The following is a 1,450-nucleotide window of genomic DNA, read 5'->3' on the forward strand; positions in this document are numbered from 1 at the left end:
CCGGCCCGCACGCCAGCATCGCCGGATCACTGGCCAGTCGTTGGGCGGCTACGGCCGCGGGATCGGCCTGTCCATGACAGACGGTCAGAACGAGGTTCGGCCCAAGGAAGATCATGACCTGGCCCGCCTCGACCTGTGACGTCTCCTCGATGTACCACAGCGTCTTCAGCGCCACCGCAAGGACATCGCCGTAACGCTCCCTCTTGGGCCGCTGGTGCGCCCGCACCGCGTCCTCCACCGCCAGCGGGTGCAAACCCAGCTCGTCGGCCAGCGCCTGCACCTCCCGTGCCGAAGGATCAGCCAGGCGGATCCACCCGAACGTGCCCTCCGGCGCATCCCGCAGCCGCTTCAATGCCGTCCCACTGCCCTCCACCACCTCGGGAGCCCATGCCTGCAGATCGCCGTCGCTTCGATAGATCACACACTCCATGCCTCTACACCTGCACGCAGCGCCCGATTTCATGTCACCCGTCCCGACCCGTGCGCCGTTGAACCGGACCGGTGGGGATGACCTGCCGGGGGTACCCGGTCCATCATGCCTCTGTCTGTGGAACTACTGTCCGAGTCGACGCTGCGCGATGCCATCGGCCTGCTGGCGAGGGCGGTTGAGGGCGCCGGGGCGTTGATCATTTTTGTTGGCGCCGTATGGGCATCTGGTCAGTTCGTCATGGCGGGTGCGCGGGGTCGAGGGGCGGGGTTCAACCGCATCCGGCTGAGCCTGGGCCGCTTTCTGGTCCTTGGGCTGGAGTTCCAGCTGGCCGGTGATGTGCTGCGTACGGCTGTCGCGCCCGGTTTCGCCGAAATCGGGCAGTTGGCGGCCATTGCCGCGATCCGTACGGCACTGAACTACTTCCTCGGGCGTGAGATCGCACAGGAACGTGCCGAACTCGACCAGAAGGGAATCGAGGCAGCTGCCCGGCCCAGCACACAAAGGCACGCCGTCTCGTGACCGCCTGGCTGCACGGCGCGGCTCTGCTCCTCACCGGGGCAGAGGTTCCAGGACTCGGTGGTTGTCGCCGGCGTTTCGCCCATTCCCTGGGCTGCCCCCTCGGCATGTCCTATGCCAAGGAGGAGCGCCAGGACGGTGATCACGCCCACGGCTGCCCCGATTGTCCCGGCGGGATCCCCCGGGTTGCTGCACCAGTATCCGTGCGCCCTGAGTGCCTGAAGACGGCGAGCCCTGCGATACAGCCGACCCGGGCCGCCACAGTTAGGGCGTGTATCGAATGTGCTGGTCATAGCCACTCGTTGATGGCTGCGACGAGGACGGCGAGTTTCTCGTAGCGGGTGGCCACCGCCCGGTGCCTCTTGAGGCGGTTGATTCCGCACTCGACCGCATGGCGGTCGCGGTAGTCCGTCTTGTCGAACTTCGGCGGGCGGCCGCCGCGCGAGCCGAGTCTCTTGCGGTTGCGCAGGTGGTCGGCCTTGTCCGGGATGGTGCAGAGGATCC

General features: G+C 67.1%; 2 protein-coding genes and 1 pseudogene. 1 reads left to right on the plus strand and 2 read right to left on the minus strand.

What is annotated here, in order from left to right; genetic code table 11:
- Positions 1-430 (minus strand): CorA family divalent cation transporter (locus tag ACFYWI_RS38465; RefSeq protein WP_389240842.1); only part of this gene is annotated, 430 nt, incomplete at its 3' end.
- Between the two features lie 105 nt (positions 431-535).
- Between ACFYWI_RS38465 and ACFYWI_RS38470 the strand changes: the two genes are divergently transcribed.
- On the plus strand, positions 536-949 hold the full coding sequence (locus ACFYWI_RS38470; RefSeq protein WP_389240844.1) for a DUF1622 domain-containing protein: 414 nt from the start codon (positions 536-538) through the stop codon (positions 947-949).
- Positions 950-1,235: 286 nt separating this feature from the next.
- Here ACFYWI_RS38470 and ACFYWI_RS38475 read toward each other — a convergent pair.
- Positions 1,236-1,450 (minus strand): annotated as a pseudogene (locus ACFYWI_RS38475) (IS5/IS1182 family transposase); the annotation flags it as partial.

It is taken from the genome of Streptomyces sp. NPDC002889 (assembly GCF_042888425.1).
GTDB lineage: Bacteria > Actinomycetota > Actinomycetes > Streptomycetales > Streptomycetaceae > Streptomyces.

What these genes read in the sequence shown, in the direction of transcription:
- ACFYWI_RS38470 (WP_389240844.1), top strand. Translation starts at nt 536, where the DNA reads ATGCCTCTGTCTGTGGAACTACTGTCCGAGTCGACGCTGCGCGATGCC.